Source organism: Enterobacter sp. E12 (genome assembly GCF_014596715.2).
GTDB lineage: Bacteria > Pseudomonadota > Gammaproteobacteria > Enterobacterales > Enterobacteriaceae > Enterobacter > Enterobacter bugandensis.
In genome coordinates this window covers 3,569,487-3,592,034 of the sequence record NZ_CP115601.1, presented here as the reverse complement: position 1 = coordinate 3,592,034, position 22,548 = coordinate 3,569,487, and the positions used below count along the sequence as shown (strand labels likewise).

At 57.7% G+C, this 22,548-nt stretch carries 20 protein-coding genes; 14 read left to right on the top strand and 6 right to left on the bottom strand.

Annotated elements, in window-relative coordinates; genetic code table 11:
- Positions 1-2 precede the first annotated feature (2 nt).
- The 3 genes from recO to acpS are packed head-to-tail and all read left to right on the top strand — an operon-like array spanning position 3 to position 1,855.
- Positions 3-710, top strand: coding sequence for a DNA repair protein RecO (gene recO, locus IB212_RS17135; protein ID WP_028014096.1), 708 nt, complete (start codon positions 3-5; stop codon positions 708-710).
- 33 nt (positions 711-743) lie between these two features.
- Positions 744-1,475, top strand: coding sequence for a pyridoxine 5'-phosphate synthase (gene pdxJ, locus IB212_RS17130; RefSeq protein WP_041908673.1), 732 nt, complete (start codon positions 744-746; stop codon positions 1,473-1,475).
- Complete coding sequence (acpS, locus tag IB212_RS17125; protein WP_028014094.1) at positions 1,475-1,855, top strand: holo-ACP synthase; 381 nt, start codon at positions 1,475-1,477, stop codon at positions 1,853-1,855. Before pdxJ ends, acpS begins: the two co-directional genes overlap by 1 nt.
- Here the strand turns inward: acpS and IB212_RS17120 are convergent.
- On the bottom strand, positions 1,852-2,112 hold the full coding sequence (locus IB212_RS17120) for a YfhL family 4Fe-4S dicluster ferredoxin (protein WP_028014093.1): 261 nt from the start codon (positions 2,110-2,112) through the stop codon (positions 1,852-1,854). The genes acpS and IB212_RS17120 overlap by 4 nt on opposite strands.
- A 46-nt stretch (positions 2,113-2,158) precedes the next feature.
- A complete protein-coding gene (locus IB212_RS17115) occupies positions 2,159-3,007 on the bottom strand; it encodes a MurR/RpiR family transcriptional regulator (RefSeq protein WP_028014092.1) in 849 nt (282 codons plus the stop codon).
- Between the two features lie 118 nt (positions 3,008-3,125).
- Between IB212_RS17115 and murQ the strand changes: the two genes are divergently transcribed.
- The 4 genes from murQ to tadA are packed head-to-tail and all read left to right on the top strand — an operon-like array spanning position 3,126 to position 6,595.
- On the top strand, positions 3,126-4,019 hold the full coding sequence (gene murQ / locus IB212_RS17110) for an N-acetylmuramic acid 6-phosphate etherase (protein ID WP_041908675.1): 894 nt from the start codon (positions 3,126-3,128) through the stop codon (positions 4,017-4,019).
- Between the two features lie 11 nt (positions 4,020-4,030).
- Entirely contained in the window at positions 4,031-5,392 is a 1,362-nt protein-coding gene (locus tag IB212_RS17105) for a PTS transporter subunit EIIC (protein WP_041908677.1), read from the top strand.
- A 3-nt stretch (positions 5,393-5,395) separates the two neighbouring features.
- Positions 5,396-6,031 (top strand): phosphatidylglycerophosphatase C, encoded by a 636-nt coding sequence (gene yfhb, locus IB212_RS17100; RefSeq protein WP_028014089.1) that lies wholly within the window; start codon positions 5,396-5,398, stop codon positions 6,029-6,031.
- Positions 6,032-6,055: 24 nt separating this feature from the next.
- On the top strand, positions 6,056-6,595 hold the full coding sequence (gene tadA, locus IB212_RS17095) for a tRNA adenosine(34) deaminase TadA (protein ID WP_188246006.1): 540 nt from the start codon (positions 6,056-6,058) through the stop codon (positions 6,593-6,595).
- Here the strand turns inward: tadA and mltF are convergent.
- Complete coding sequence (gene mltF / locus IB212_RS17090; protein ID WP_188246007.1) at positions 6,483-8,033, bottom strand: membrane-bound lytic murein transglycosylase MltF; 1,551 nt, start codon at positions 8,031-8,033, stop codon at positions 6,483-6,485. The two genes, tadA and mltF, sit on opposite strands and share 113 nt — an antisense overlap.
- Before the next feature lie 267 nt (positions 8,034-8,300).
- On the opposite strand from mltF, the gene purL reads away from it, so the two are divergent.
- From purL to glnB, 5 genes are all read left to right on the top strand, one after another.
- The gene (purL, locus tag IB212_RS17085; RefSeq protein WP_188246008.1) at positions 8,301-12,188 is read left to right on the top strand and encodes a phosphoribosylformylglycinamidine synthase; all 3,888 of its coding nucleotides are present in this window, start codon (positions 8,301-8,303) and stop codon (positions 12,186-12,188) included.
- Positions 12,189-12,721: 533 nt separating this feature from the next.
- The gene (qseE, locus tag IB212_RS17080; protein ID WP_041908685.1) at positions 12,722-14,146 is read left to right on the top strand and encodes a two component system sensor histidine kinase QseE/GlrK; all 1,425 of its coding nucleotides are present in this window, start codon (positions 12,722-12,724) and stop codon (positions 14,144-14,146) included.
- 4 nt (positions 14,147-14,150) lie between these two features.
- Positions 14,151-14,888 carry a two-component system QseEF-associated lipoprotein QseG gene (gene qseG / locus IB212_RS17075; RefSeq protein WP_028014085.1) on the top strand — a complete coding sequence of 246 codons (738 nt, stop codon included), beginning with the start codon at positions 14,151-14,153 and terminating at the stop codon, positions 14,886-14,888.
- Positions 14,875-16,212, top strand: a complete 1,338-nt coding sequence (gene glrR, locus IB212_RS17070; RefSeq protein ID WP_028014084.1) for a two-component system response regulator GlrR — start codon at positions 14,875-14,877, stop codon at positions 16,210-16,212. The genes qseG and glrR overlap by 14 nt, the downstream gene beginning before the upstream one ends.
- Positions 16,213-16,277: 65 nt before the next feature.
- Positions 16,278-16,616: a nitrogen regulatory protein P-II gene (gene glnB / locus IB212_RS17065; RefSeq protein WP_003860685.1), complete on the top strand. Its 339-nt coding sequence runs from the start codon at positions 16,278-16,280 to the stop codon at positions 16,614-16,616.
- Between the two features lie 51 nt (positions 16,617-16,667).
- Here glnB and hmpA read toward each other — a convergent pair whose 3' ends face one another.
- Positions 16,668-17,858 carry an NO-inducible flavohemoprotein gene (gene hmpA / locus IB212_RS17060; RefSeq protein ID WP_041908691.1) on the bottom strand — a complete coding sequence of 397 codons (1,191 nt, stop codon included), beginning with the start codon at positions 17,856-17,858 and terminating at the stop codon, positions 16,668-16,670.
- Between the two features lie 303 nt (positions 17,859-18,161).
- Between hmpA and glyA the strand changes: the two genes are divergently transcribed.
- A complete protein-coding gene (glyA, locus tag IB212_RS17055; protein ID WP_025757663.1) occupies positions 18,162-19,415 on the top strand; it encodes a serine hydroxymethyltransferase in 1,254 nt (417 codons plus the stop codon).
- Between the two features lie 54 nt (positions 19,416-19,469).
- On the opposite strand, the gene IB212_RS17050 is transcribed toward glyA, so the two are convergent.
- Entirely contained in the window at positions 19,470-19,892 is a 423-nt protein-coding gene (locus tag IB212_RS17050; protein WP_028014082.1) for a DoxX family protein, read from the bottom strand.
- Positions 19,893-20,064: 172 nt separating this feature from the next.
- On the opposite strand from IB212_RS17050, the gene IB212_RS17045 reads away from it, so the two are divergent.
- On the top strand, positions 20,065-21,204 hold the full coding sequence (locus IB212_RS17045; RefSeq protein WP_028014081.1) for a 3-phenylpropionate MFS transporter: 1,140 nt from the start codon (positions 20,065-20,067) through the stop codon (positions 21,202-21,204).
- Here the strand turns inward: IB212_RS17045 and csiE are convergent, their stop codons facing one another.
- On the bottom strand, positions 21,205-22,482 hold the full coding sequence (csiE, locus tag IB212_RS17040; protein WP_041908697.1) for a stationary phase inducible protein CsiE: 1,278 nt from the start codon (positions 22,480-22,482) through the stop codon (positions 21,205-21,207).
- Positions 22,483-22,548 lie beyond the last annotated feature (66 nt).

Below are 22,548 nucleotides of genomic sequence, written 5' to 3'. Positions count from 1 at the left end.
TAATGGAAGGTTGGCAGCGCGCCTTCGTTCTCCATAGTCGTCCCTGGAGCGAAACCAGCCTGATGCTGGACGTCTTCACGGAAGAGTCGGGCCGCGTGCGCCTTGTTGCGAAAGGCGCACGTTCCAAACGTTCTAATCTGAAGGGTGCCCTACAGCCTTTTACGCCGCTGCTGGTTCGCTTTGGCGGGCGAGGGGAAGTCAAAACCTTGCGCAGCGCTGAAGCCGTCTCTCTGGCGCTTCCCCTTTCTGGCATCACGCTCTACAGCGGTCTGTATGTCAACGAGCTCATCTCCCGCGTCCTTGAACATGAGACTCGCTTCTCGGAACTTTTCTTCGATTATCTGCACTGTATCCAGGCTCTGGCGGGTGCGACCGGCACGCCCGAACCCGCCCTGCGTCGTTTCGAACTGGCGCTGCTGGGCCACCTCGGGTACGGCGTGGATTTTCTGCACTGCGCAGGCAGCGGTGATGAGGTGGAAGACACCATGACCTACCGCTACCGCGAAGAAAAAGGCTTTATTGCCAGCGTCGTCGTTGATAACAGTACTTTTACCGGACGCCAGCTCAGAGCACTTTATGAACGCGAGTTTCCGGACGCCGATACCCTGCGCGCAGCAAAACGCTTTACCCGGATTGCCCTCAAGCCGTATCTTGGCGGCAAGCCCTTAAAGAGCCGCGAATTATTCAGGCAGTTTATGCCCAAACGTTAGACCACAGCATCAGAAAGAAAACCGAGGATTGTCATGGCTGAATTACTGTTAGGCGTCAACATCGACCACATCGCCACCCTGCGCAACGCGCGCGGCACGGCGTATCCCGATCCGGTTCAGGCGGCGTTTATCGCTGAACAGGCTGGTGCCGATGGCATTACCGTTCACCTGCGTGAAGACCGCCGCCACATTACCGACCGCGACGTGCGCATTCTTCGTCAGACGCTGGACACCCGTATGAATCTGGAGATGGCGGTCACCGAAGAGATGCTGACCATTGCCTGCGAGACCAAACCGCACTTTTGCTGCCTGGTGCCGGAAAAACGCCAGGAAGTGACCACCGAAGGTGGACTGGACGTGGCGGGGCAGCAGGACAAAATGCGCGATGCCTGCAAGCGCCTGGCGGATGCCGGTATCCTGGTTTCTTTGTTTATCGACGCCGATTTCGCGCAGATTAAAGCGGCAGCCGACGTGGGCGCGCCGTATATCGAAATTCACACCGGCTGCTATGCCGATGCTAAAAACGATGCCGAGCAGGCCAAAGAGCTGGAGCGTATCGCCAAAGCGGCCACCTACGCCGCGAGCCTGGGACTGAAGGTTAATGCCGGTCACGGCCTGACCTACCACAACGTGAAGGCCATTGCTGCTCTTCCGGAAATGCACGAGCTGAACATCGGCCACGCCATTATTGGCCGCGCGGTGATGAGCGGCCTGAAAGAGGCGGTTTCAGAGATGAAACGCCTGATGCTGGAAGCGCGTCAATAATGGCCATTTTGGGCTTAGGCACCGATATCGTCGAAATAGCCCGCATTGAAGCGGTGATCGCCCGCAGCGGCGATCGCCTGGCAAGGCGCGTGCTGAGCGATAACGAATGGGCCATCTGGGAAGCGCACCAGCAGCCGGTGCGTTTTCTGGCAAAGCGCTTTGCGGTAAAAGAGGCGGCAGCCAAAGCCTTCGGGACCGGCATTCGTAACGGCCTGGCATTTAACCAGTTCGAAGTTTTTAATGATGAGCTGGGCAAACCGCGCCTGCGTCTGTGGGGTGAAGCGCAAAAGCTGGCGGAGAAGCTGGGGGTGAATCATATGCACGTGACGATCGCAGATGAACGCCACTATGCCAGCGCGACGGTGATTATCGAAAGCTAAATTTTGTCCGCGTGGTGCATCAGGACAAATTTATCCCACAACTGCTCTTCGCTCTCGACGTGTGTCGGATCCTTCAGAATAGTGTTGGGGATCGGGCACACCTTCTGGCAGGTCGGCGTCTCATAGTGGCCGACGCATTCCGTGCAGCGGTCGCTGTTAATCTCGTAAATGCTGTCGCCCATCGAAATCGCCTGGTTCGGGCATTCGGGTTCGCACATATCGCAATTGATGCATTTTTTGGTAATTAACAGCGCCATCAGGAAATTCTCAGAAACAACACAAACTGGGCGGGCATTATACGCGTCAAACCAGTTTCTTTACCAGTTCTTCGCTGTGACGAATGCGCTCAGGCGCGCGCTCCAGATCCTGCTGTACCAGCGCCATAAACAGCAGGTCCGTCAGCATCATTTGTGCGCTGGTGGACGAAATTGCCGCGCTGCGCGTGGCCTGCTCTTCGGCAATGGTATACAAACAGCGCGTTGCCCGCTGCTGCAGCGCATTAGGCGTAAAGCCGGTGATCGCCAGAATTTTGCCGCCGACGCGCAGGGCTTCGTCGGTCGCCATGTTGATCTCGCGGCGCTCGCCGGAGTAGGAGATGGCCAGCAGCAGATCGTCAGGATCCATCGCCTGCACGGTCGCCAGCAGGGCGTGCATATCCTGCTCGACGATGGCGTTAAAACCGATTTTAGTCAGCTTCCAGCCAAAATTACGCGCCACCAGACCGGACGCGCCAATACCGGTTAAAATAATTCGCCGCGCCGCCCGCAGCATCGCCACGCTTTCCAGTAATTTCTCTTCGGTATTCACGTCCAGCGTGGCGTGCATGGCCGCCACATTCTCCTTGATCAGCTTTTCCCCAACCAGACGCATCGGGTCATCGCCGCGGATCTGGTTATGCACCGGCATGGACTGCGGATTCGGGTTACTCACCAGCGCTTCGCTGATTGCCAGCTTAAGAGCGGGAAAACCCTTAAACCCGATCTTCTGGGCAAATTTCACCACGCTTGACTGGCTCACTCCAGCTTCGCTTGCCAGCTGCTGTGAGCTGAGGTGGCGGGCGCGATCGGGCTGAGAAAGCAGAAAATCCGCCAGCTTTTTGTCGCTTTGAGCAAAGCCGGCGTAGCGCTGGCGAATGCGAATTAAACAGTTCATGAGTACTCCCGGCGGAAATGTGATTGTCTGCGCAAAAACGAATTCTGCTCGCCTGAATGAATTTTATATTCCATTATAGTGTGATTATTATGAATTAAAAATTCTTGAGGTACAAAAAATGAATCTTGGCTCACTTGTTTCTGAAACGCGTAACCCGCAAACCATGGATCTGGATGCGCTCTCCACCCTGGAGCTGGTTAACCGCTTTAATCAACAGGATACGCTGGTCGCGCAGGCAGTGAAAGAGACATTGCCAGAGGTGGCGAAAGCGGTCGATGCGGCGGCGGAAGCTCTTAAGGCCGGTGGTCGCATTATCTATATGGGGGCCGGTACCAGCGGGCGTCTCGGGGTGCTGGATGCCTCGGAATGTCCGCCCACCTTTGGCGTTCCGCACGGCCTGGTGGTTGGCCTGATTGCTGGTGGTCCCGGCGCGCTGCTGAAGGCCGTTGAAGGGGCAGAGGACAACAAACAGCTGGGTGAGGATGACCTGAAGGATCTGAACCTGACGGCGAACGATCTGGTGGTCGGCCTGGCGGCATCCGGGCGCACGCCGTACGTCATTGGCGGCCTGGAATACGCCAACCGGACCGGCTGCACGACGGTCGCCATCTCCTGCAACCCCGGCTCGCCGATTGCGCAGGTGGCCGCTATCGCCATCTCTCCGGTCGTTGGGCCGGAAGCGCTCACCGGCTCCACGCGCCTGAAATCCGGGACCGCGCAAAAGCTGGTGCTCAATATGATCTCCACCGGTGCGATGGTGAAGTTCGGCAAGGTCTACCAGAACCTGATGGTCGATATGCAGGCCACCAACGTCAAGCTGGTGGACAGAGCCTGCCGCATGGTGATGGAGGCGACAGGCGCGGGCCGTGAAGAGGCAGAAGCGGTGCTCAGGCAGACCGATCACGACGTAAAACCAGCCATTTTGATGATCTTAAGCGGGCTGGACGCGGCGGCTGCGCGAGCCAGACTTGATGCGCACAACGGCTTCTTACGGGCGGCTTTAGAAAACTAGCAGAGGCGTTTATGGACAAAACAGCAGCGCTCGCCAGCGATATCCTGCAGGGGATAGGCGGGGAGAAAAATATTCAGCGTCTGGAAAACTGCATGACGCGCGTGCGCGTCGAGGTGCATAACGACGACCAGCTTGACGTGCCGGGCCTGAAGAAGCTGTCCGGCGTCAGCGGCTACGTAAAACAGGGGCAGCAACACCAGCTGATCGTCGGGCCGGGCAAGGCGGCGCAGGTTGTCGATGCCATGCGCGCGCTGATGGTCGGCGGTGCAAGCGTGACGGTTGACGACGCTGAACGCACCAAAGCGCAGGCGAAGGCCAAATACAAAGCTCCCATGAGCGATGCGCTGCGACAGCTGGCAAACGTCTTTATCCCGCTGATCCCGGCGTTTATAGCTTCCGGCTTGATCACCGGGATCATCAACATCCTTAAGCGGCCAGATATCGTCGGGGATTTTGCCACGCAGTATCCGAACCTGCTGGGCATTCTCGGGATCTTCGGCAGCGCGGTGTTTGCCATTATGAACATCCTGGTCGGGGTCAATACCGCGAAGGTGTTTGGCGGCTCGCTGGCCATGGGCGGCGTAATGGCAGGGATCTTGTCCAGCCCGCAGCTGGCGCAAATCACGCTGTTTGGCGAGGCGCTCCAGCCTGGTCGCGGCGGGGTGATTGCCGTGCTGCTGGTGGTTATTCTTATGTGCTGGATCGAGAAAAAGCTACGCGCGGTTCTGCCTGGCTCGATTGAGCTTATCCTCAACCCGCTGCTAACCACGTTAATTACCGGTAGCGTCGCGATTGTGGTCCTTCAGCCACTCGGCGGGTGGATCTCTGACGCCATCGCCCACGGCGCGTCTCTGGCTATCGACCGCGGCGGCCTGCTGGTGGGGGCGGTGCTGTCAGGTACCTTCCTGCCGCTGGTGCTGACCGGCCTGCATCAGGGGCTGGTGCCGATCCACGTCGAGCTGGTGCAGGCGCACGGTTATAACGCGCTGCTGCCTATTCTCTCGATGGCGGGCGTCGGGCAGGTGGGGGCAGCGATTGCCGTCCTGATGAAAACCCGCAACGCGCGCCTGAAAAAAGTGATTAAAGGGGCGCTGCCGGTCGGGCTGCTCGGCATTGGCGAGCCGCTGATATTCGGCGTCACGCTGCCGCTGGGTAAACCGTTCCTTGCGGCCTGTCTGGGGGGCGCGGTAGGCGGGGCACTCATCAGCTACTGGAAAGTCGCCACCGTTATCACCTTTGGTCTCTCCGGTTTACCGCTGGCATTAACCATCGTGACCGGAAAAGTCATGCTCTATCTGTTAGGCTATTTAGTAGCAGTGATCGCCGGGTTCCTGTTTACCTGGCTGTTAGGATTCAACGACCCAGAGGAGTAAGGTTTGGCCAATCACGAGCGTCGCGTTGTCTTTTTCGATCTGGATGGAACGCTGCATCAGCAGGATATGTTTGGTACGTTTATGCGCTACCTGCTGCGGCGTCAGCCTCTGAACGCGCTGCTCGTCTTACCGCTCTTACCTCTCATTGGCATCGCGCTGCTGGTAAAAGGCCGGGCGGCGCGCTGGCCGATGAGCCTGCTGCTGTGGGGATGTACGTTTGGCCACAGCGAAGCGCGGCTCAAACAGCTCGAAAAGGAGTTCGCTCTCTGGTTCCGCGGCCACGTTGCAGCGTTTCCCGTGGTGCAGGCGCGCCTGACCAGCTATCTTGACGCCAACGATGCCGATATCTGGCTGATTACCGGCTCCCCGCAGACGCTGGTGGAGCAGGTCTACTTTGATACCCCCTGGCTGCCGCGCGTAAACCTTATCGCCACGCAAATTTCCCGCGGCTACGGCGGCTGGGTCCTGACGATGCGCTGTCTGGGGCATGAAAAAGTGGTCCAGCTGGAAAAACGCATCGGCACGCCGCTGCGCCTTTACAGCGGCTACAGCGACAGCAAGCAGGACAACCCGCTGCTCTATTTTTGCCAGCACCGCTGGCGCGTTACTCCCCTCGGTGAACTTCAGCAACTCGAATAGTCTTATCTATAAGGGCTGTGTATAATGCCGCCCGCTTTTAGACTGGAGTATCAGCCCTTGTCCACCTCAGAACACAATCATGAATACTGGATGCGCCACGCGCTGGCGCTGGCTCAACGGGCCTGGGACGAGGGCGAAGTGCCCGTGGGCGCGGTGCTGGTTCATAACAACCGGGTGATTGGGGAAGGGTGGAACCGTCCTATTGGCCGCCACGATCCTACCGCGCACGCCGAAATTATGGCGCTTCGTCAGGGCGGGCTGGTGCTGCAAAACTATCGTCTGCTTGATACCACCCTGTACGTCACCCTTGAACCCTGCGTGATGTGCTCCGGGGCGATGGTGCACAGCCGAATCGGTACCCTGGTGTTTGGAGCGCGGGATGAAAAAACCGGTGCGGTCGGTTCACTGATGGACGTGCTGGGTCATCCAGGAATGAATCATCAGGTGCAGACTATCGGTGGGGTACTTGCACCAGAGTGTTCGGGGCTATTAAGCGATTTCTTTCGAATGCGCCGTCAGCAGAAAAAGCAACAAAAGGCAGAATTGAAGTTGTCGGATGATTAAGCTCGTCCGGCGCCACAACCGGATAACTTTCCGCCAGCTGTTTTGCCTCTGTTGCCTCTTTCTCTTTCTCCAGCAGATAGCCGACCAGGCTAATCTGATACTTACGTATATTTTCCACGTAGGCGTAGGCTTCATGTCCGCGCGCGTAGCCATACGTCAGCTTGTTGTACCATGGCTTCTGGCTCAGCAGCGGCAGGCGCTGTTTTACGTCTGACCAGCTGTCCGGGTTTCCCTTCGTTTTCGCCGTCAGAGCCCGCGCGTCAAGCATGTGCGCGTAGCCCATGTTGTAGGCCGCCAGCGCAAACCAGATCCGTTCCTCATCCGGCACGGTTTCCGGGACTTTAGCCATCATATCCTGCAGGTAGCGCGCCCCGCCGCTGATGCTCTGTTCCGCATCGGTACGGTCGTTAACGCCCAGGCTTAGCGCGGTATTTTTGGTTAACATCATCAGTCCGCGTACGCCCGTTGGCGACGTGGCCTGGGTGTCCCAGTGGGACTCCTGGTACGAGATAGCCGCCAGCAGTTTCCAGTCAATCTCCTGGGCATATTTTTCGAAAAGCGGCTGCAGGTCAGGCAGGACGCTGTCAACCGCGCGCAGGAAGCTGCGGGTGTCAACGTAGTCAAAGTCATCCCCGTGGCCGAGGTACTTCTCCTCAAGTCGCGCCAGCGTGCCGTCTTCATTGATGGTGTTATAAAAATCCAGCATGGCCGCCGAGAGGGTCTGGTCATCGTCCAGATGGGTAAACCAGGTCACCGGCTGTTCGTCCGTCACGTCCAGCGCCACGGCGATTTCAGGATGCACCCGCTGGAACAGGCTGATCGCCACCGAATCGGCGATGGTGTAGGGCAGTTTCTGATCTTTGACCTGCTCCAGCAGCTCCGTTGTGCCGAGTTTAGGGTCAACCGTCCAGCTCAGATCCGGGTATTTTTTCTCCTTTAACTCACGCAGGTCGTCAATCACTACGTGGCCGGGAGCAATCGTCAGCTGTTGCGCGTTGATCGAGGCAAGCGTACGCGGGCGCAGGCTCCCGACGCGATAAACCAGCTGCTGGGAAACGGAGTAGTAGGTCGGGCCCGGCTGGTAGTTCTTGCTGCGCTCGCTGTTATAGACCAGCCCGGCAGCGAGGATATCGGCGTTGTTGTTGTCCAGGTCGTCAAACAGCTGGTTGATGTTCTGGCGGACGGTAATTTTAAGCTTCACGCCCAGATAATCGGCAAACTGCTGCGCCAGCTCATAATCCAGACCAATAATTTTGCCGTTGATGTCGCTGTAAATCAGCGGAGAGTTAAGGGTACTGACGCGCAGTTCCCCCCGCTCCTGAATGGCGGCGATACGATTTTCGGCTTTGCCGAACCAGGGGATGGAAGGCCAGAGGGCCACTGCCAGCAGCAACGTTACAATGCCGATGAGCAGATAATTAATCTTTAATTTTTTCAATTAGTTAATTCTCTGCGACGCCGGTTGCCTCAGTCTGCTGTAGCCATGTTAATCATAAGGTTTGTCATTGAATGAGCGGCATTTTGCGTAAACTTGCGCCACTTGGCAACCAATTAGAGAGACAGGTCACATCTATTGTTAAACACTGAAGTCGATTTTATTTCGACGCAAACGGTTTCGTCGGCGCTCAGGATTCTCTATAATGACGCCCGTTTTCCCCCCTTGCGCACACTGTAAGCGCCCCGGCGCTTCGAAGACGAGAGACTTATGATGGAAATTCTGCGTGGTTCGCCTGCACTGTCTGCCTTCCGTATTACCAAACTGCTGGCACGTTTTCAGGCGGCCGACCTTCCGGTAAGCAATATTTACGCTGAGTATGTCCATTTTGCTGACCTGAATGCCCCCCTGAATGCAGAGGAGCGCGTACAGCTGGAACGCCTGCTCAAGTATGGCCCAAATCTGAGCAGCCATACGCCAACCGGCAAACTGATCCTTGCGACGCCGCGTCCGGGCACCATCTCCCCCTGGTCTTCCAAAGCCACCGACATTGCCCACAACTGCGGCCTGAGCCAGATTAACCGTCTGGAGCGCGGCGTAGCGTACTACGTCGAAGCCTCTACCCTGAGCGACGCGCAGTGGCAGGCGGTTGCGGCTGAATTGCACGACCGCATGATGGAGAGCGTGTTTGCCTCTCTTGATGACGCACAGAAGCTTTTCTCCCATCATCAGCCTGCACCGGTACAGAGCGTGGACCTGCTGGGGCAGGGCCGTCAGGCGCTGATTGACGCCAACCTGCGTCTCGGCCTGGCGCTGGCAGAAGACGAAATTGACTACCTGCAGGACGCGTTCGTTAAGCTCAACCGCAACCCGAACGACATCGAACTCTACATGTTCGCGCAGGCCAACTCTGAGCACTGCCGCCATAAGATTTTCAATGCCGACTGGATTATCGACGGCGAACAGCAGCCGAAGTCGCTGTTCAAAATGATCAAAAACACCATGGAACAAACCCCTGACCACGTGCTGTCTGCCTATAAAGACAACGCTGCGGTGATGGAAGGTTCCGAGGTGGGCCGCTTCTTCGCCGATCGCGAAGCAGGGCGCTATGACTTCCATCAGGAGCCTGCGCATATTCTGATGAAAGTGGAAACCCACAACCACCCGACGGCCATTTCTCCGTGGCCGGGTGCGGCGACCGGCTCCGGCGGCGAAATCCGTGACGAAGGGGCGACCGGTCGTGGGGCGAAACCCAAAGCGGGTCTGGTCGGTTTCTCCGTCTCCAACCTGCGCATCCCTGGCTTTGAACAGCCGTGGGAAGAAGATTTCGGCAAGCCAGAGCGCATCGTGACCGCGCTGGATATCATGACCGAAGGCCCGCTGGGCGGCGCGGCGTTTAACAACGAATTTGGACGTCCGGCGCTGAACGGTTACTTCCGTACCTACGAAGAGAAGGTGGACAGCCACAACGGCGAAGAACTGCGCGGCTACCACAAACCGATCATGCTGGCAGGCGGGATCGGCAACATCCGTGCCGATCATGTGCAGAAAGGCGAGATCGTCGTCGGCGCGAAGCTGATCGTGCTGGGCGGCCCGGCGATGAACATCGGTCTGGGCGGCGGCGCGGCCTCCTCTATGGCCTCCGGCCAGTCTGATGCGGATCTCGACTTCGCGTCCGTGCAGCGTGACAACCCTGAGATGGAGCGTCGCTGCCAGGAAGTGATCGACCGTTGCTGGCAGCTGGGCGATGCTAACCCGATTCTGTTCATCCACGACGTGGGCGCGGGCGGCCTGTCCAACGCTATGCCGGAGCTGGTGAGCGACGGCGGTCGCGGTGGCCGTTTCAACCTGCGCGATATCCTGAGCGATGAGCCGGGCATGAGCCCGCTGGAAATCTGGTGTAACGAATCCCAGGAGCGCTATGTGCTGGCGGTTGCGGCCGACCAGCTGCCGCTGTTTGACGAGCTGTGCCGCCGCGAACGCGCGCCGTATGCCGTCATCGGTGAAGCAACCGAAGAGCAACACCTGACTCTGAGCGACACCCATTTCGACAACCAGCCGATCGATCTGCCGCTGGACGTGCTGCTCGGTAAAACGCCGAAGATGACCCGCGACGTAACAACCCGTAAAGCAGCGGGCAAAGCGCTGGATCGCCAGGGCATTACCGTGGCGGAAGCGGTCAACCGCGTGCTGCACCTGCCTGCTGTGGCAGAGAAAACCTTCCTGGTGACCATTGGCGACCGTACCGTGACCGGTATGGTATCCCGCGATCAGATGGTTGGCCCGTGGCAGATCCCGGTGGCGAACTGCGCCGTGACCACCGCGAGCCTCGACAGCTACTACGGTGAAGCGATGGCGCTAGGTGAACGCACCCCGGTCGCGCTGCTGGACTTCGCCGCTTCTGCACGACTGGCGGTCGGTGAAGCGCTGACCAACATCGCGGCGACGCAGATTGGCGACATCAAACGTATCAAACTTTCCGCGAACTGGATGGCGGCAGCCGGTCACCCTGGTGAAGACGCTGGCCTGTATGAAGCCGTGAAAGCGGTGGGTGAGGAGCTGTGTCCAGCCCTCGGCCTGACCATTCCGGTGGGTAAAGACTCCATGTCGATGAAAACCCGCTGGCAGGAGGGTAATGAGCAGCGCGAGATGACGTCTCCGCTGTCGCTGGTGATCACCGCGTTTGCCCGCGTGGAAGACGTGCGCCATACCGTTACGCCGCAGCTGGCGACCGAAGATAACGCCCTGCTGTTGATTGACCTGGGTAAGGGCCACAACACGCTGGGCGCCACCGCACTGGCGCAGGTTTACCGTCAACTTGGCGACAAGCCAGCCGACGTGCGCGACGTGGCGCAGCTAAAAGGCTTCTACGACGCAATTCAGGCGCTGGTGGCACAGCGCAAGCTGCTGGCCTACCACGACCGTTCCGACGGCGGCCTGCTGGTGACCCTGGCAGAGATGGCCTTCACCGGCCACTGCGGCGTGGAAGCGAACATTGCGACGCTTGGCGAAGACCGCCTGGCGGCGCTGTTTAACGAAGAGCTGGGTGCGGTGATTCAGGTTCGCGCCGCAGACCGCGAGGCGGTGGAAGCGATTCTGGCGAAGCACGGTCTGGTAGACTGCGTCCATTATCTGGGGAAAGCCGTTCAGGGCGACCGCTTCGTCATTGAGGCCGACGGTCACGCTGTGTTCAGCGAAAGCCGTACCACGCTGCGTATGTGGTGGGCGGAAACCACCTGGCAGATGCAGCGCCTGCGCGATAACCCGGAATGCGCCGATCAGGAGCATAACGCGAAAGCGAATGACCAGGATCCTGGCCTGAACGTTAAGCTCTCCTTCGACATCAACGAAGACATCGCTGCGCCGTACATTGCGACCGGCGCGCGTCCGAAAGTGGCGGTGCTGCGCGAGCAGGGCGTTAACTCCCACGTTGAGATGGCGGCAGCCTTCCACCGCGCGGGCTTTGACGCTATCGACGTCCACATGAGCGACCTGCTGGCCGGGCGTACCGGTCTGGAAGATTTCCATGCGCTGGTGGCGTGCGGCGGTTTCTCCTACGGCGACGTGCTGGGCGCAGGCGAAGGCTGGGCGAAGTCCATTCTGTTTAACAGCCGCGTGCGCGACGAGTTCGAGACCTTCTTCCATCGTCCGCAAACCCTGGCGCTGGGCGTGTGCAACGGCTGCCAGATGATGTCTAACCTGCGCGAGCTGATCCCGGGCAGCGAAGCCTGGCCACGCTTTGTGCGCAACCAGTCCGACCGCTTCGAAGCGCGCTTCAGTCTGGTAGAAGTGACTCAGAGCCCGTCTCTGCTGCTGCAGGGGATGGTTGGCTCTCAGATGCCAATCGCCGTTTCCCACGGCGAAGGTCAGGTAGAAGTGCGCGATGCGGCCCATCTGGCGCAGCTCGAGAGCAAAGGCCTGGTGGCGCTGCGCTTTGTCGATAACTTCGGCAAGGTCACGGAAACCTATCCGGCGAACCCGAACGGCTCCGTCAATGGTATTACGGCGGTGACCAGCGAAAGCGGTCGCGCGACCATCATGATGCCGCACCCTGAACGCGTGTTCCGTACCGTGAGCAACTCCTGGCACCCGGAAAACTGGGGCGAGGACAGCCCGTGGATGCGTATCTTCCGCAACGCGCGTAAACAGCTGGGTTAAGATGTAAAGCAGGTACTTTGTAGACCCGGTGAGCGTAGCGCCACCGGGTTTTTTTATGCGTGTCGCAAAATTGCGACAAAGATGGTATATGGGTGTCTCCAAATGGAGACATTTAACTTATTGATTTATATATGGCAGGACAGGTTCCCGTTAAGGTGTTGCTTAATAGCGACACTTAGCCTGGAAATCATTCAGCGCACAACAAATAGATTAAACCAATAAAAGATATATATTTCAATGTGTTAATATTTTGTTTTGCATTCTGGCATGGGTGTTGCATAATATTAACCAGTGGCTCATTCACCTTCTTATGTCAGCCCCTTCGGGACGTGCTACATAAACTTCGAATGACGCACAAAAAGGTGCCTGCCGTCCAACTACTGATCATAGCGATGCTTTATCAGGCCAGGGCGAAACGTCGAGTTAGGCACCGCCTTATTCCATAACAAAGCCGGGTTTTTACCCGGCTTTGTTGTATCTGAAGGGCAGACTCAGTTACGCTCTCCGTAAACCCCCATGAAGAGAGTAATGCGTTGAAACGCTGGCCCGTTTTTCCCCGCTCCCTGCGACAGCTCGTGATGATGGCCTTTCTGCTGATCCTGCTGCCGCTGCTGATCCTCGCCTGGCAGGCATGGCAGAGCCTCAATGCGCTGAGTGCCCAGGCGGCGCTGACGAACCGCACCACGCTTATCGATGCCAGACGCAGTGAAGCGATGACCAACGCTGCGCTGGAGATGGAGCGTAGCTATCGTCAGTACTGCGTGCTCGACGATCGGACGCTGGAGAAGGTGTACCAGAGCCAGCGCAAGCGCTACAGCGAAATGCTGGATGCCCACGCGGGCGTGCTGCCGGACGACAGGCTGTATCAGGCGTTACGTCAGGATCTGAACGATCTCGCGCAGTTGCAGTGCCAGAACAGCGGCCCGGATGCGGCTGCCGCCGCGCGCCTTGAGGCATTCGCCGCCGCCAATACCGAAATGGTGCAGTCAACGCGCACGGTCATTTTCTCTCGCGGCCAGCAGCTGCAGCAGGAGATTGCCGAGCGCGGCCAGTTCTTCGGCTGGCAGGCGCTGGTGCTGTTCCTCGTGAGCCTCGGGCTGGTGCTGCTCTTTACCCGCATGATCATCGGCCCGGTAAAGGGTATTCAGCGTATGATCAACCGCCTGGGGGAGGGGAAATCGCTCGGGGATACGGTTGCCTTTAAAGGCCCGCGCGAGCTGCGATCCGTCGGTCAGCGCATTATCTGGCTATCCGAGCGCCTGGCGTGGCTGGAATCCCAGCGTCATCAGTTCCTGCGCCATATTTCCCATGAGCTGAAAACCCCGCTGGCCAGCATGCGTGAAGGAACGGAGCTGCTGGCGGACGAGGTGGCAGGGCCGCTTACGCCGGAGCAGAAAGAGATTGTCGAAATTCTGGACGCCAGCAGCCGCAACCTGCAAAAGCTGATCGAGCAGCTTCTGGATTATAACCGCAAGCTGGCTGACGGGACGGTGGTACTGGAAGAGGTGGAGATTGAGCCACTGGTGGATATGGTGATCTCCGCCCATAGCTTGCCGGCAAGAGCTAAAATGATGCATACCGGGGTGGAGCTGAATGCGCCGACCTGCCTGGCTGAACCCATGCTATTAATGAGCGTTCTGGATAATCTTTACTCCAATGCGGTGCACTATGGTACTGAATCCGGTAACATTTATATCCGAAGTTATACGAAGGGCTCCCGGGTGTTTATTGACGTCGCAAACACCGGCACCCCGATCCCCGATGACGAAAAAACCATGATCTTCGAACCCTTTTTCCAGGGGAGTCATCAGCGGAAAGGCGCGGTAAAAGGAAGCGGTCTGGGATTAAGCATTGCCCGGGACTGCATACGACGCATGCAGGGTGAGCTAAACATTGCCACGGACGAACGTTCAGATGTTTGCTTCCGTATTGAACTGCCCCTGAGCCGGAAAAATTAATAAAATGAATCTATATCTGGTGAGTATGTCACACGTCTTTTTCCGCGCCATACGCGCGGTGTTTTCCAGCAAAGCGGGTCGCCTGAGTCTACCCTGTTTAGTTCTGGCGGGGTGCGTTTCCCATGCGCCGCAAAGTGCGATAAGCGGTAAACAGGAAGACAAATGGCCCGATAACCAGCTGGCGGATTTCCTCTCTACCCGCTGTGAGGATATCTGGAATCTGTCAGGGCATGATGTCGAAAATAACCCGCTGTTCTGGCTGCGCGGAATAGACTGCGCCCAGCGGCTTGCGCCGGTAGACGCCCGCATGAAGGCGGCGATGCTGGATGAAGACACCTGGCAGGACGCTTTCAAGCGTGGGATTTTACTGGCCGATGCGAAAATTACCCCCGTTGAACGTCGGGCCAACGTGACCCGTCTGGACACGTTTGTGATCAATCTTCCCGCACAGGTGCGCCCGGTATACCAGCTCTGGCGGGATGGGCAGACGTTACAGCTGCAGCTGTCTGAAGAGCGCTCCCGCTACAGCAAGTTACAGCAGTCAACCGACAGCGAGCTGGATACGCTGCGCCAACAGCAACAGCATTTACGTACTCAGCTGGATACCACGACGCGAAAGCTGGAAAACCTGACCGATATCGAAAGACAGCTCTCGTCGCGTAAATATCAGCCCGGTAGTTCATCTGCTGCACCGGACAGCGATATGCCGAAACAAGAGGATGTGAAGCATGACGAGCCGTAAACCAGCCCATCTCTTACTGGTGGATGACGATCCCGGCCTGTTAAAGCTGCTGGGGATGCGTCTGGTGAGTGAAGGCTACACCGTGGTGACCGCGGAAAGCGGGCAGGAGGGGCTTAAAGTCCTCAGCCGCGAAAAGATTGACCTGGTGATCAGCGACCTGCGGATGGACGAAATGGATGGCATGCAGCTGTTCGCCGAAATCCAGAAGCAGCAGCCTGGCATGCCGGTCATTATCCTGACGGCGCACGGGTCAATCCCGGATGCCGTCGCCGCAACCCAGCAGGGCGTGTTCAGCTTCCTCACCAAGCCGGTAGATAAAGACGCGCTCTACAAAGCTATCGACAGTGCGCTGGAGCACGCCGCGCCCTCCGGAGACGACGCATGGCGTGAATCTATCGTCACCCGCAGCCCGATAATGCTGCGTCTGCTTGAGCAGGCGCGAATGGTCGCACAGTCAGACGTCAGCGTGTTGATTAACGGCCAGAGCGGAACCGGGAAAGAGATCCTGGCGCAGGCGATCCACAACGCCAGCCCGCGCAGTAAAAATGCCTTTATCGCCATTAACTGCGGTGCCCTGCCAGAGCAGCTTCTTGAGTCTGAACTTTTTGGCCATGCCCGCGGCGCATTTACCGGCGCGGTAAGCAGCCGGGAAGGGCTGTTCCAGGCCGCGGAAGGCGGCACGCTGTTCCTCGACGAAATTGGCGACATGCCTGCGCCGCTGCAGGTCAAACTGTTGCGCGTACTTCAGGAGCGCAAAGTGCGCCCGTTGGGCAGCAACCGCGATATTGATATTAACGTGCGAATCATTTCCGCCACCCACCGCGACTTGCCCAAAGTGATGGCCCGCAACGAGTTCCGTGAAGATCTCTACTACCGTCTGAACGTGGTGAACCTGAAGATCCCGGCGCTGGCGGAGCGTGCGGAAGATATTCCGCTGCTGGCGAATCACCTCCTGCGCCAGGCGGCAGATCGGCATAAACCGTTCGTGCGCGCCTTTTCGACTGATGCGATGAAACGGCTGATGGCCGCCAGCTGGCCGGGTAACGTGCGCCAGCTGGTGAACGTGATTGAGCAGTGCGTGGCGCTGACGTCCTCGCCCGTTATCAGCGACGCGCTGGTTGAACAGGCGCTGGAAGGGGAGAACACGGCCTTGCCGACGTTTGCGGAAGCGCGTAACCAGTTCGAGCTGAACTATCTGCGCAAGCTGCTGCAGATCACCAAAGGCAACGTGACCCACGCGGCGCGGATGGCCGGACGCAACCGCACCGAGTTCTATAAGCTGCTCTCACGCCACGAGCTGGAAGCAAACGATTTTAAAGAGTAATGCCGTATGGTACTGTGAGCAATCGATTACGAGGCAGCTTACAGGCAAGAGTTTAAGGACCCACCATGAAAAAGATTGATGCGATTATTAAACCTTTCAAACTGGATGATGTACGTGAAGCGCTGGCGGAAGTAGGCATCACCGGGATGACCGTGACGGAAGTGAAAGGTTTTGGTCGTCAGAAGGGCCACACCGAGCTTTATCGTGGCGCAGAGTACATGGTCGACTTTCTGCCGAAAGTGAAAATTGAAATCGTGGTCAGCGACGATATCGTCGATACCTGCGTGGATACCATTATCCGCACGGCGCAGACGGGCAAAATTGGCGACGGGAAAATCTTCGTCTTTGACGTGGCGCGCGTGATCCGTATCCGTACCGGCGAAGAAGACGACGCCGCGATTTAACCATTCGCCACCCGGCGAAAAAAAAGCCCCTCGAACGAGGGGCTTTTTGCGTTACAGCACCTTATGCGGCCCGAAACATTCGTAATGAATGTTGTCTTTATTCACGCCCAGCTCAACCAGCTGCTTCGCGGCATACTGCATAAACGCCACGGGTCCACAGACGTAGAACTGCATTTCCGGCGCGCTAAACGCCCCTTCCATCTGGCTTAAATTCATCAGTCCTTCGCTGTCAAAGCGTGCGGCAGTGCGGTCTGCCTCCGTCGGCAGGCGATACCAGGTATGCGCGGTGAAACGCGGCAGGGTCGCTCCCAGCGCTTTCACTTCATCCGCAAAGGCGTGCACGTCGCCGTTCTCCGCTGCGTGGAACCAGTTAACCTGCGCGCTGTGGTTGGCTTTCGCCAGCGTATCCAGCATCGCCAGCATTGGCGTTTGGCCTACGCCCGCGGAGATCAGCGTGACCGGGGTATTGGTTTCAATGGCCATAAAGAAGTCGCCCGCCGGCGCGGCCAGATGAACCACGTCGCCCACGCTCGCTTCGTTATGCAGCCAGTTGGATACCTGACCGCCGTCCTCGCGCTTCACCGCAATGCGGTAGCCTTTACCGTTTGGTTTGCGGGTCAGAGAGTACTGGCGGATCTCCTGGTGCGGGAAGCCTTCAGGCTTCAGCCATACGCCCAGATACTGGCCCGGCTGGTAATCGGCCACCGGCTGGCCGTCAACCGGCTCAAATTCAAAACTGGTGATAAGCGCGCTGCGCGGCGTTTTCTCGACGATACGGAAGGCGCGCGTTCCTTCCCAGCCGCCGTTCTTGCTGGCGTTTTCGCTGTAGATCTGCGCTTCACGGTTGATAAACACGTTTGCCAGCACGCCGTAGGCTTTACCCCAGGCGTCCAGCACCTCCTGGCCCGGGCTGAACATTTCGTCCAGCGTTGCCAGCAGGTGAGTGCCGACGATGTTGTACTGCTCGGGTTGGATCTGGAAGCTGGTGTGCTTCTGCGCGATTTTTTCCACCGCAGGCAGCAACGCCGCCAGGTTTTCGATATTGCTGGCGTAGGCCGCGATGGCGTTGAAAAGCGCTTCACGCTGATCGCCGTTACGCTGGTTGCTCATATTGAAAATCTCTTTGAGCTCCGGATTGTGCGTGAACATGCGATCGTAGAAATGGGCGGTAAGTTTAGGGCCGGTTTCCACCAGCAGGGGAATGGTGGCTTTAACGGTAGCGATGGTTTGAGCGTCGAGCATGGCAGCTTCCTTCTGATATTACCTAATAATGTATTTTAAATGCATCTTATAAAAAATACCCATGCTTTGTAAATGGTTCTTTGCAAGATGAAAAATACGCATCACAAACCTGAAAAGAAATCCGCTGGAAATAGTGAGATCTTTATTCCTCAAACCCTTGCGTGGCGTGAAGGAAAACGTTTGCGTAAAATCGTTTGTCAAGACCTGTTATCACAGAACTATTCAGTTATACTGTTGCCCGTCGTCCAACAGGACTGCCTTTTCAGGCCAAAATTTACTTGTTAGCTGAGTCAGGAGATGCGGATGTTAAAGCGTGAAATGAACATTGCCGATTATGATGCCGAACTGTGGCAGGCTATGGAGCAGGAAAAAGTACGTCAGGAAGAGCACATCGAACTGATCGCCTCCGAAAACTACACCAGCCCGCGCGTGATGCAGGCGCAGGGCTCTCAGCTGACCAACAAATACGCTGAAGGTTACCCGGGCAAGCGCTACTATGGCGGTTGCGAATACGTTGATATCGTTGAGCAGCTGGCTATCGACCGTGCGAAAGCACTCTTCGGCGCTGACTACGCGAACGTTCAGCCGCACTCCGGCTCTCAGGCTAACTTCGCTGTTTACACCGCGCTGCTGCAGCCGGGCGATACCGTTCTGGGTATGAACCTGGCGCAGGGCGGCCACCTGACTCACGGCTCCCCGGTTAACTTCTCCGGCAAACTGTACAACATCATTCCTTACGGTATTGATGAGTCCGGTAAAATTGACTACGAAGATATGGCTAAGCAGGCCAAAGAGCACAAGCCGAAGATGATCATCGGTGGCTTCTCTGCTTACTCCGGTATCGTTGACTGGGCAAAAATGCGTGAAATCGCAGACAGCATCGGCGCGTACCTGTTCGTTGACATGGCGCACGTTGCGGGCCTTATTGCCGCAGGCGTTTACCCGAACCCGGTTCCTCACGCTCACGTTGTGACTACCACTACTCACAAAACCCTGGCGGGTCCACGTGGTGGCCTGATCCTGGCGAAAGGCGGTGACGAAGAGCTGTACAAAAAACTGAACTCTGCCGTGTTCCCAAGCGCGCAGGGCGGCCCGCTGATGCACGTTATCGCCGCAAAAGCGGTCGCGCTGAAAGAAGCGATGGAGCCAGAGTTCAAGGTGTATCAGCAGCAGGTTGCTAAGAACGCCAAAGCGATGGTGGAAGTGTTCCTGAACCGTGGCTACAAAGTGGTATCCGGCGGGACTGAAAACCACCTGTTCCTGCTGGACCTGGTTGATAAGAACCTGACCGGTAAAGAAGCTGACGCTGCCCTGGGCCGCGCCAACATCACCGTGAACAAAAACAGCGTGCCAAACGATCCGAAGAGCCCGTTCGTGACCTCCGGTATCCGTATCGGTTCTCCGGCCGTGACGCGTCGCGGCTTCAAAGAAGCGGAAGTGAAAGAGCTGGCTGGCTGGATGTGTGACGTTCTGGACAACATCAATGACGAAGCGGTTATCGAGCGCGTCAAAGGTAAAGTTCTGGATATCTGCGCACGCTTCCCGGTATACGCATAATTCCTCTGCTTTGCAGAAATAAAAAAGGCCGCGCTTGCGGCCTTTTTTTATGGCTTAACGTCGGTCCAGGGAAATGGCCCCCGGTCCCACAATCGCCAGCAAAATAAACGCGCCAGCAATACTGACGTTCTTGTAGAAATTAATCATATTCGGCACAACCGCATCTCCGGTCATATCCCAGTAGTGGTGACCGATAATCGCCGTGCCCAGCGTATAGAAGACAAAGAGCACCGCGAGGGGGCGGGTGAAAAAGCCGAGCACGATCAGGATAGCGGCGGGAACCTCCATTACTACGGCGATAATGGCCGCCAGCATCGGCATGGGGGCGCCGAGCGACGTCATATACTGAACGGTGCCGCTAAAACCCGTCAGCTTGGGATAGCCAAAAATAATAAACAGGACAACGATGGCAATTCGGGCAATCAATAGCAGGAAGGAGCGTGAGGAGCCGAAATCGAAATAACGTAAGCTGTTCATGGCAAACGACCTCTTCAGGCGATGTCTTTTAAACGTAATACAATTTTGCCGCTCACGCCATACGCCGACCGGCTGTCCATGACGTTAATTTATCGTTAATTTATAGCGCGCTAACGACTTGCTAAAGTGCAGGATAAACGCCAGACTATCGCCTCCATTTCGGGAGGGATTCATGGTCTTGCATTCCACGCGCTGGCTGGCGCTCAGCTACTTCACCTACTTCTTTAGCTACGGTATTTTTCTGCCTTTCTGGAGCGTCTGGCTTAAGGGAATTGGTTTGACGCCAGAAACCATTGGCATCCTGCTGGGCGCGGGGCTGGTGGCGCGTTTCCTCGGAAGCCTGCTGATTGCCCCCCGCGTCAGCGATCCCTCCTTATTGATTAAAGCGGTGCGCATTCTGGCCCTGCTGACGCTGGTCTTCGCGGCCTGCTTCTGGGTCAGCCACCAGTTTGCCTGGCTGATGGTGGTGATGGTTGGCTTTAATCTGTTCTTCTCCCCGCTGGTGCCGCTGACGGATGCGCTGGCGAACACCTGGCAAAAGCAGATCACCATGGATTATGGCCGTGTGCGCCTCTGGGGATCGATTGCCTTCGTGATCGGCTCTGCGCTGGTGGGGAAACTGGTCAGCCTTTACGACTACCGCGCGATTCTGGCGCTGCTGAGTATCGGTATTGCCTCGATGCTGCTGGGCATGCTGCTGCGCCCGTCGGTGATGCCGCAAGGGGAGAGTCGCCATCAGGAGAGCGCCGGCTGGCCCGCCTGGCGGAGCCTGGTGGCCCAGAGCTGGCGTTTTCTGGCGTGCGTCTGTCTGCTTCAGGGGGCGCATGCGGCGTACTATGGCTTCAGCGCCATCTACTGGCAGGGGGCGGGCTACTCGGCCTCAGCGGTCGGTTACCTGTGGTCGCTGGGGGTGGTGGCAGAAGTCATTATTTTCGCCCTCAGCAAAAAGCTGTTCCGCCGCTTCGGCGCGCGCGATCTGCTGCTGCTTTCCGCGGTCTGCGGCGTGGCGCGCTGGGGGATTATGGGCTGGACGACCGAACTGCCGTGGCTGATTATGGCGCAGATCCTTCACTGCGGCACCTTCACCGTGTGCCACCTGGCGGCGATGCGCTATATCGCGGCGCGCGAGGGCGGGGACGTGATCCGTCTGCAGGCGGTCTACTCTGCGGTGGCGATGGGCGGCAGCATTGCGGTGATGACGGTCTTTGCGGGCTTTCTGTATCAGCATCTGGGACACGGCGTGTTCTGGGTCATGGCGCTGGTGGCGCTCCCGGCGATGTTTGTTCGACCGAAAGTGGCCGCGCGCGCCTGATTACGATTCCAGCATGGCGCGAATATGTTCCTGCTGCTGCGCGTTAAGTGATTCAACCGCGTGGATCAGCGGCGGCGAGAACAGCGGCAGCACGGTAGGATAGGGGGTGACAACCAGCGCGGCTTCGCGCGGTGCCCCCTCTTTCTGGAACGCCTGCAGCGTCAGATAGCGAATGTTGAGCGGCAGCAGGGTTAATTCGCGCAGCTGCTGTTCAATCACCTCCTCACAGGATTTATCCTCCCCGGTCAGCAGCACTACCTGTTTTTCATGCAGATCGGTCTCCTGCATCAGCCAGGCGCCGAAAATAACCGCTACCAGCGCCATCTCTTCATCGGAGAACCGCAGCCCAAATTCGGCTTCCAGCTCAAAGAGTGCCTCTTTCGTGGTGCGTAACAGCCGGGGATAGAGACGGTGAATTTCCTCAGGCAGGCTATTGTCGATGCCGATCTCAAACAGCGAGCGGTCCAGCGCCTGAGCCAGATGGATATACAGCTGATCGGTCAGCCCCTGCTCATCGCTGAAGTTCATCCCGGTCTGGGAGCGGAAACGGGCCACCATGCGCACAATGGCGCGGCGGAGGCGCTGATCCTGCTGGTGTTTATCAAGCACCGGATCGGGCGTGCGGAGCATCATAAACAGCAGCGCCAGAAACAGCTGCTCGTCCACGTGCGCGCCCTGCGGCACGCGCCGCTTCCAGTGACGAACAATCTCCTGCGCCGTAAAATACTCTCCCCGCGACTGGGTCCAGCTGCGCTGCGCGTGGGAAAACTGCGGCGTATTCCCTAAGTGGTGCTGGATGAGGCAGTATTGCAAGTAGAGCTGTAAGAACTGGACGTCCCGGCATTCAAACTGACGCTGCAGCTTGCGTGAGCAGAAGCCGATCAGCGCCCGCAGGTTAGCATCGTCGTAGAGCGGCCGCGCGATGCCGTGCTGTTTAAGCGCAGTTTTTAAGGCTGGGGTAAACTGGTGCGAGACAAACTGCGGACAAAGGCGGAGCGCCCTGCGCAGCCAGTGCAGCAGACATAAACGCTGATTCAGGGCAGTGCCTTCAATTCGGTAGCTACCGTCATGGTGCGTGACGATATCCAGCCGGTGATAGCGCTGGATTTCATCGCGCGTCTCGGCTATATCTTGCCGTGCCATGACCTCGTCCACGCCGTTGGCAGCGATTATGCTCTGTGCGGTGACGGCAGCATCGGGCAGGTAAAGCATCAAAAGCACCTGGCAGCGGCGCTGCGAACTGGAAAGCACAGATGGAATTTCAAGCGTCGTCATCATCTGTCGGGTATCCAGTGTGAATGTTTGATAAGAATAGCTAAAGGATGGGCGCTGAAAAGCGCGCCG

Excerpts from the sequence above, each read along its gene's own strand:
- recO (WP_028014096.1), top strand. The coding sequence starts at position 3 with ATGGAAGGTTGGCAGCGCGCCTTCGTTCTCCATAGTCGTCCCTGGAGC.
- pdxJ (WP_041908673.1), top strand. The coding sequence starts at position 744 with ATGGCTGAATTACTGTTAGGCGTCAACATCGACCACATCGCCACCCTG.
- acpS (WP_028014094.1), top strand. The coding sequence starts at position 1,475 with ATGGCCATTTTGGGCTTAGGCACCGATATCGTCGAAATAGCCCGCATT.
- IB212_RS17120 (WP_028014093.1), bottom strand. The coding sequence starts at position 2,112 with ATGGCGCTGTTAATTACCAAAAAATGCATCAATTGCGATATGTGCGAA.
- IB212_RS17115 (WP_028014092.1), bottom strand. The coding sequence starts at position 3,007 with ATGAACTGTTTAATTCGCATTCGCCAGCGCTACGCCGGCTTTGCTCAA.
- murQ (WP_041908675.1), top strand. The coding sequence starts at position 3,126 with ATGAATCTTGGCTCACTTGTTTCTGAAACGCGTAACCCGCAAACCATG.
- IB212_RS17105 (WP_041908677.1), top strand. The coding sequence starts at position 4,031 with ATGGACAAAACAGCAGCGCTCGCCAGCGATATCCTGCAGGGGATAGGC.
- tadA (WP_188246006.1), top strand. The coding sequence starts at position 6,056 with ATGCCGCCCGCTTTTAGACTGGAGTATCAGCCCTTGTCCACCTCAGAA.
- purL (WP_188246008.1), top strand. The coding sequence starts at position 8,301 with ATGATGGAAATTCTGCGTGGTTCGCCTGCACTGTCTGCCTTCCGTATT.
- qseG (WP_028014085.1), top strand. The coding sequence starts at position 14,151 with ATGAATCTATATCTGGTGAGTATGTCACACGTCTTTTTCCGCGCCATA.
- glrR (WP_028014084.1), top strand. The coding sequence starts at position 14,875 with ATGACGAGCCGTAAACCAGCCCATCTCTTACTGGTGGATGACGATCCC.
- glnB (WP_003860685.1), top strand. The coding sequence starts at position 16,278 with ATGAAAAAGATTGATGCGATTATTAAACCTTTCAAACTGGATGATGTA.
- hmpA (WP_041908691.1), bottom strand. The coding sequence starts at position 17,858 with ATGCTCGACGCTCAAACCATCGCTACCGTTAAAGCCACCATTCCCCTG.
- glyA (WP_025757663.1), top strand. The coding sequence starts at position 18,162 with ATGTTAAAGCGTGAAATGAACATTGCCGATTATGATGCCGAACTGTGG.
- IB212_RS17050 (WP_028014082.1), bottom strand. The coding sequence starts at position 19,892 with ATGAACAGCTTACGTTATTTCGATTTCGGCTCCTCACGCTCCTTCCTG.
- IB212_RS17045 (WP_028014081.1), top strand. The coding sequence starts at position 20,065 with ATGGTCTTGCATTCCACGCGCTGGCTGGCGCTCAGCTACTTCACCTAC.
- csiE (WP_041908697.1), bottom strand. The coding sequence starts at position 22,482 with ATGATGACGACGCTTGAAATTCCATCTGTGCTTTCCAGTTCGCAGCGC.